This window comes from Archangium violaceum Cb vi76 (genome assembly GCF_000733295.1).
Taxonomy (GTDB): domain Bacteria; phylum Myxococcota; class Myxococcia; order Myxococcales; family Myxococcaceae; genus Archangium; species Archangium violaceum.
In genome coordinates this window covers 57,331-63,723 of sequence record NZ_JPMI01000280.1, presented here as the reverse complement: position 1 = coordinate 63,723, position 6,393 = coordinate 57,331, and the positions used below count along the sequence as shown (strand labels likewise).

The window sequence follows — 6,393 nt, the reverse complement described above, 5'->3', positions numbered from 1 at the left end:
TCATCGAGGCAGATGAGGGAGCGGTCGCCCAGGGGCAGGGCCTGAGCGAGGTGGCGCCAGGCCACGACGACGTGGGCCCGGGTGTCCTCCAGCATGAACGTCAGGCGCTGCTGGGGGTAGGCGGGGTCGAGCGGGACGTAGGCGGCACCGGCCTTGAGGATGCCGAGCAGGCCGACGACGAGGTCGGCGGAGCGCTCGACACAGATGCCGACGAGGTCCCCGGAGCACACGCCCTTCGAGGCCAGCAGATGGGCGAGCTGGTTGGCGCGTGTGTCGAGCTCACCGTAGGACAGCCGCGTCTCGCCGAACTCCAGGGCCACGCTCTCGGGATGCAGGCGTACCCGTTCCTCGAAGAGCTGGTGGATGTTCCGCTGGCGTGGGAATTCGGTGTGGGTCTGATTCCAATCGACGAGGAGCCGCTGGCGCTCGTTCGTGCTGAGCAGGGACAGCTCGCGCAGCTTGCGCTCAGGCGAGGCGACGATGCCCTCCAGCAGCAGCTGCATCTGCTCCAGCATGCGCTGGAGGGTGGAGGACTCGTACAGGTCGGTGCTGTACTCCACCTCCGCGAGGAAGCCCTCCGCCCGCTCCGTGAAGGCGACCGTCATGTCGAACTTGGACGACTCGCTCTCCAACGTCACCGGGCGCATCTTCAGCCCCGGCAGGTTCAGCTCCGGCATCGGAGCGTTCTGCACGGCGAACATGACCTGGAAGAGCGGCGAGCGGCTCAGGTCACGCTGGGGCTGGAGCTCCTCGACGAGCTTCTCGAAGGGGACGTCCTGGTGGGCATACGCGCCCAGCATCATCTCCTTCACCTGGGCGAGCAGCTCGCGGAAGCTCTGCTGGGGCGAGAGCCGGGTGCGCAGCACCAGCGTATTGACGAAGAAGCCGATGAGATCTTCCAGCTCGCCGCGGTTGCGGCCGGCGATGGGCGAGCCCACGCAGATGTCGTCCTGCCCCGAGTAGCGCGAGAGCAGCACCTGGAAGGCGGCCAGCAGCACCATGAAGGGCGTGGCGCCCTCCTTCTGGGCCAGGGCCTTGATGGACTCGGAGAGCGCCGTGGGCAGTGGCCGCGAGCTCGAGGCGCCCTGGAAGGAGGGCCGGGGCGGGCGAGGCTTGTCGGTGGGCAGCTCCAGCACCCGCGAGGCGCCCGCGAGCTGCTTGCGCCAGTAGTCGAGCTGCTTGGACAGCACGTCGCCCCGCAGCCACTCGCGCTGCCAGGAGGCGTAGTCCACGTACTGCACCGCCAGCTCCATCAGCGGCGAGGGCTGGCCCTGCGTGAAGGCCGCGTAGAGCATGCCCATCTCACGCACCAGCACGCCCATGGACCAGCCGTCCGAGACGATGTGGTGCATGGTCAGCAGCAGCACGCACTCCTGCTCCGGCAAGCTCAGCAGGCGGGCGCGCAGCAGGGGACCCCGCTCCAGGTCGAAGGGCTTGCGCGCCTCCTCCAGCGCCAGCCGCCGCACCTCGGCGTCGTGCTGTGCGGCGGGCAGCGCCCGCAGGTCCGCCGTCTCCAGGGCGAGCTCCGCCTGGGGCGCGATGACCTGCACTGGCTGGCCCTGCTCCGAGCGCAACGTGGTGCGCAGCGACTCGTGACGCCGCAGCAGCTCGTTGAAGCACCGCTCCAGCGTCGCCACGTCCAGCGCCCCGCTGAGCCGGATGGCCACGGGAACGTTGTAGAGGGGGCTGCCCGGCTGGAGCTGGTCCAGCAGCCACAGCCGCTGCTGGGCGAAGGACAGCGGATGCGTGTCCGTGTCGCGCGGCCGAGGGGGAATGCCCGTCTTGACGTTGCCAGCCTGCTTTTGACGAAGCTGACGCAACAGCAGCTCCCGCTTCTCGGGAGGGAGCGATGCGAGGCGGTCGTAGACGTCACTCATTTGGCGGAGTCCTTCTGGGTTGAATCGTCGGACTGAGAGTTGGAGAGGCGGCCCTGGCCCTCGCGTGCGACGTCATCGGGGTGCACCCTCCGTGAGGGTGCGCGGGCGCCCAGAGCGTAGGTGCAACCGAATGTCCCCTACAAGGCGAGGGGGCCTGAGTGCTGGACTCCAGGAGCGGTCAGGGGACTGGGCCCCCGCTACATCCTGCTGCCACGCCAGATGAACGGCGTGGTCAGGGTGGCCACGCGGAAGCCGAGCCGCTCCAGGATGGGCCGAGACTCCGGGCCCGCGTCCACCGTGAGGTACTGGTAGCCCAACGCACGGGCCTGCTCGGCCCGGAGGGCCACCAGCGCCTGATAGATGCCGCGGCGGCGGTGGCTCGGCAGGGTGGAGCCGCCCCACAGGCTCGCGAAGGCGGTGCCCTCGTGCAGGCGCATCCACCCGGCCGACACCGGCCTCGGGCCCTCGTAGGCGATGTAGACCCGCAGGCCCTCCGGTGCCGCCGCCAGCTCCGGCCCCAGTGCCTGGGCGATCCACGGCTTCTCGTCCGGATACACCTCCGCCTTGATGGCGTTGATGTCGAACAGCCGCGCTGGCTCCGTTATACGCTCGATGCGGATTCCCTCCAGCGCACGTGCCGGCAGCGTCCGCGGGAGCTCGAGGACCAGCAGCGCCTCGGTTTCCTCGGCGATGAAGCCGTGCTTCGCCAGGCACTCGGGCAGGTCCGCCGGCACATCGTGCGCGTGGTGCTTCCACTCGAACGCGTGGCCCAGCCGCTGGAAGTACTCGACCTGGGCCGAGATGAGCGCGTCGGCGGAGCCGGGTGTGCCGTGGGCGTAGAGCACGCAATTGTCGTGCGGCTCCGCGCCCGGACCGACCACCCGGGTGATGCCCTCCGCGTACTCGACCACCACTCCCGGCTCCTTCAGGCGGAAGTCGCGGCGGAGCTGCTGGTCATAGAGCTCGAGGACGCGGGGAATGTCCATGAAGGGAGGGGCTCCTAGCCGTGGGCCGCCTTGATGTTGCGGTAGTACTCGCGCAGGAACGGTACCCAGTGCTTGCGATCGTTGTCGATCATGGGGACGAACTCCGGCGGAATCACGTAGTCGGACTCGAGGGCGTCATACACGCTGGCCAGCGTGTTCCGGTACATGCGCTGGAAGGTGACGTGCCAGCCCACGCGCGGGATGGTCATCCGGTGCTCGTAGCCCACCGCCTCGTAGTGGCGGATGCCGTCCTCGATCGCCTCCTCGCGCGTGCGCGTGCAGATGGGCTGGCGCTCCGGGGCGAAGAGGTTCTCGTACAGCGGCTCGCGGCCGAGGATCCGCCGCGCCATGTCCTGCGCCAGCAGCGGGGACAGGTGCAGGCCGTCGCGGTACGTGCCCGTCAGCATCCACAGCCCGGACACCGAGGTGGGCCCGATCAGCGGGCACCCGTCGATGCTCACCGGACGGTTGCCCGAGTTCCACGTCACCAGCCGCGAGGACTGGTGCCCCTGGTGGAGCTGATCCATCGCGCACTCGAGCAGGAAGTACATGTCGCTCACGTTGGCGCGCTCGAACGGGCGGGGCGTGATGTGGTTGGTGGCGCCCACGTAGACGGTGCGCTCGGAGCGGGGGACCGCGTGCAGGCCACAGGCGAAGGCGCGGTTGGGGGTGCGCACCACGTGCGGGGTGATGGGCATGTCCGCCTCCAGCAGCACCGAGGTGCCGCCTCCCGCGAACAGCCGGGGGATGCGCCGTGCCAGGTCCGGGTGCTGATCCAACAGCCCCTGGGTGCCGATGCCCGCCGCCAGCACCACGTGCGAGCCGGTGAGCACCTCGCCTCCCAGCGTCTCCACACCCTCCACCTTGCCGTTGTGGATTCGCAGCGTCCTCACGCCGTCCTCCACCACGCGCAGGCGCTGCGAGCGCCCCGCCACCGCGCCGTACGCGGCCAGCAGGCGGCCGGAGTCAACGGTGCCCTCGCGCGGGATGAAGAGCGCGCGCAGCGGGCGGCTGTCCGCGGCCGGCTGGAGCCCGGGGATGGCGGAGGGATCCACCTCCTCCCACTTCTCCTCGTACTTGCGCAGCGTGGCGATGATGGCCGTGTAGTTCTCGTCCTCGATCTGCCCGGACAGGTTGTTGTTGATGACGAAGGTGCCGCGCTTGATCTCCAGCTGCTGCTCGGCCGGTAGCTCCGCGTTGAGGCCAGCCACCCACTCGTCCCACAGGTGCGAGGCACGGACGGCCAGCTCCACCTTGGTGCGGCCGTAGTGGCTGCGGATGAGCGGGGCCGTCACCTCGCCGAAGGTCCCGAGCATCGCGCCCGAGGCGGGCGAGGCGCCCGTTGGCCGGTGCGCCTGGCCCACCACCGCCACCTTCAGGGATGGGTCCGCCGAGATCAGGGCGCGCGCGGTCGCGTGCCCCAGCGCGCCATTGCCAACAATCACCACATCGAACGAGGACGACATGAAACGGCTCCTTGAGTGCTGCTCTGGAGTGTTGCTCTGGAAGAAGGGGAACGGCCGCCGGCTCAGCCGCGCTTGCGCAGCGTGTACGCCCACACGCGGTGCGTGGTGCGGATGCCGTGGTGGGGGGACTCGCGGAACGGAAGCTCGCTCCACTCCTGGAACTCGCACTCGAAGCCGGCCTGGCGCGCGATGGCCATCACCTCCGAGGGCGTGAACCACCCGGTGGGCGGCACCGAGCGGTGGATCATGGGGCCGTAGCTGACGAAGGTGCCGTTGGGCTCCAGCACCCGGTGCAGCTCCCGCACCAGCGCGGGGAACGGGACGCAGTCGCTGAAGTAGATGGAGATGACGGTGCGCTGCGACGCGTCCGCGACCGGCAGCCGGGTGGCGTCCGCCACGAAGTAGGCATCGTGCGTGCGCTCGCCGTCCGCCGGCCGCTGGGCCACGAAGGGGGTCGCCACCACATCGGTCGCAATCGTGGGGAAGTGGATCTCCGCCAGCGGCACCGGCGCGCGTTGCACCCGGTGGTACAGCGAGACGTACGTGTAGCAGAGATCGCAGCCCATCAGCCGCTCGAAGCGGGGCGCGAGATCGTAGTAGGCGCGGCCAGCGCCGCCTCCCAGCAGCAGCGCGGGGCCTCCGCTGGAGAAGCGGTCCAGCATTCCACCCACCTTCTCCATCACGGTGGCGCGCTGCGCGACCATCTCCGGCGCGTCGGACCAGTCCGTCTGCACGAAGCCGAGGAGCTCCGGCCCGTAATCGGCCTGCCCGCTCGTGGGATCTTGGGGCTCGCCACCCGCCGCGGCGTGCTCCTCTGGAGACCGCTGCGCGGCGATCTCCGCCCCGAGCGAGTCCGTCGTCTCCAGGTTGCGCAGCAGCGCCGAGTGGAGCGGCCGGAGCGTTGTCTCGCGCCACGGGTGCGCCGTCAGGGCCTCGTCGATCATCCATGCGAACCCGCGCCGCTCGCGGCCGAACCGCGCGAACTGCGTCAGGTTCTCCGCCAGGTACGGCTTCGGCTCCGGCACCAGCACCGGGAAGGCGCCGTTCTGCATCAGCGGGTAACGCTGCTCACACCCCTGACAGCGGAGCGCGTCGGCCGCTTCGGCCAGAGAGGCGTGACAGCGGGGGCAGCGGAGATGGGCGAAGTAGCTGATGGGCATGGAAGTCACGAGGAGCGAGAGGAGGATACCGCCCGGGCGTGGGGTGGGTGCAGGTACCGGGACGGGGCGTGAAGTACCTTGGCGAAGCGTGAAACCGGGCCTACTTCGCCTTCAGCTCGCGGCGCGGCCAGGCCCGCGGATCATTGGCGGCCTCGACGATGGCGAGTGCCACCTCGCGCGGATTGCCCTTGGGCCTGGCGGCCAGCCCCTGCATCTCCGCCTCCAGGGCCTGCGTCATCGGATGGTACGGCGAGGTGGGATCCATCGCGAGGGCAGGCAGCCGGCGGTTGCGCCGCAGGATGTTCGTCCCGGTGTAGCCACCCGGCTCCACGAGGACCACGTGGATGCCGAACGGCGCCAGCTCCTCGCGCAGCGACTCGCTCAGCGCGCTCACCGCCGCCTTGGACGCACAGTAGGCGGAGTAGCCGGGGCCCGGGTGACGCCCGGAGAGCGAGGAGACGTTGATGAGGGTGCCCTCGCCGCGCTGGCGCATGGCGGGCAGCACCGCGCGCGTCACCGCCGCCAGGCCGAAGACGTTCGTCTCGAACTGCTCGCGCAGCTCCGCCGTGGACACGTCCTCGAAGTAACCGTCCAGGGTATAGCCCGCGTTGTTGACGAGCACGTCGATGCGGCCGGCGCTCCGCAGCGCCTCGTCCACCGCGCTGGAGATGGACGCCTCGTCCGTCACGTCCAACCGGAGCACCCGCACCTCGACGCCGGCCTCGCGCGCCGCCTCGTCGAGCTCGCCGCGGCGGGTGGTGTCTCGCATGGTGGCGAAGACCGTATAGCCATTGCGCGCCAGCTCCACCGAGGTGAGCAGCCCGAAGCCGCTTGACGCGCCGGTGACGAGCGCCACCCGGCCACTGCTTTTCGTATCCCGCTGCATCGTCTCGCTCATTATCAT

5 protein-coding genes are annotated in these 6,393 nt (G+C 69.9%); all 5 read right to left on the bottom strand.

Annotated features, from left to right (window positions below):
• Window positions 1-1,877, bottom strand: a 1,877-nt coding sequence (locus Q664_RS39040) for a condensation domain-containing protein (RefSeq protein ID WP_043408107.1), incomplete at its 3' end; no start/stop codon positions are given.
• Between the two features lie 197 nt (window positions 1,878-2,074).
• The gene (locus Q664_RS39035) at window positions 2,075-2,863 is read right to left on the bottom strand and encodes a GNAT family N-acetyltransferase (protein ID WP_043408105.1); all 789 of its coding nucleotides are present in this window, start codon (window positions 2,861-2,863) and stop codon (window positions 2,075-2,077) included.
• A 14-nt stretch (window positions 2,864-2,877) separates the two neighbouring features.
• Complete coding sequence (locus Q664_RS39030; protein WP_043408103.1) at window positions 2,878-4,329, bottom strand: NAD(P)/FAD-dependent oxidoreductase; 1,452 nt, start codon at window positions 4,327-4,329, stop codon at window positions 2,878-2,880.
• A 62-nt stretch (window positions 4,330-4,391) separates the two neighbouring features.
• Window positions 4,392-5,489: a methyltransferase domain-containing protein gene (locus Q664_RS39025; protein WP_043408102.1), complete on the bottom strand. Its 1,098-nt coding sequence runs from the start codon at window positions 5,487-5,489 to the stop codon at window positions 4,392-4,394.
• Window positions 5,490-5,589: 100 nt separating this feature from the next.
• A complete protein-coding gene (locus Q664_RS39020; protein ID WP_200883828.1) occupies window positions 5,590-6,393 on the bottom strand; it encodes an SDR family NAD(P)-dependent oxidoreductase in 804 nt (267 codons plus the stop codon).

What these genes read in the sequence shown, in the direction of transcription:
- Q664_RS39030 (WP_043408103.1), bottom strand. Translation starts at nt 4,329, where the DNA reads ATGTCGTCCTCGTTCGATGTGGTGATTGTTGGCAATGGCGCGCTGGGG.
- Q664_RS39035 (WP_043408105.1), bottom strand. Translation starts at nt 2,863, where the DNA reads ATGGACATTCCCCGCGTCCTCGAGCTCTATGACCAGCAGCTCCGCCGC.
- Q664_RS39025 (WP_043408102.1), bottom strand. Translation starts at nt 5,489, where the DNA reads ATGCCCATCAGCTACTTCGCCCATCTCCGCTGCCCCCGCTGTCACGCC.
- Q664_RS39020 (WP_200883828.1), bottom strand. Translation starts at nt 6,393, where the DNA reads ATGATAATGAGCGAGACGATGCAGCGGGATACGAAAAGCAGTGGCCGG.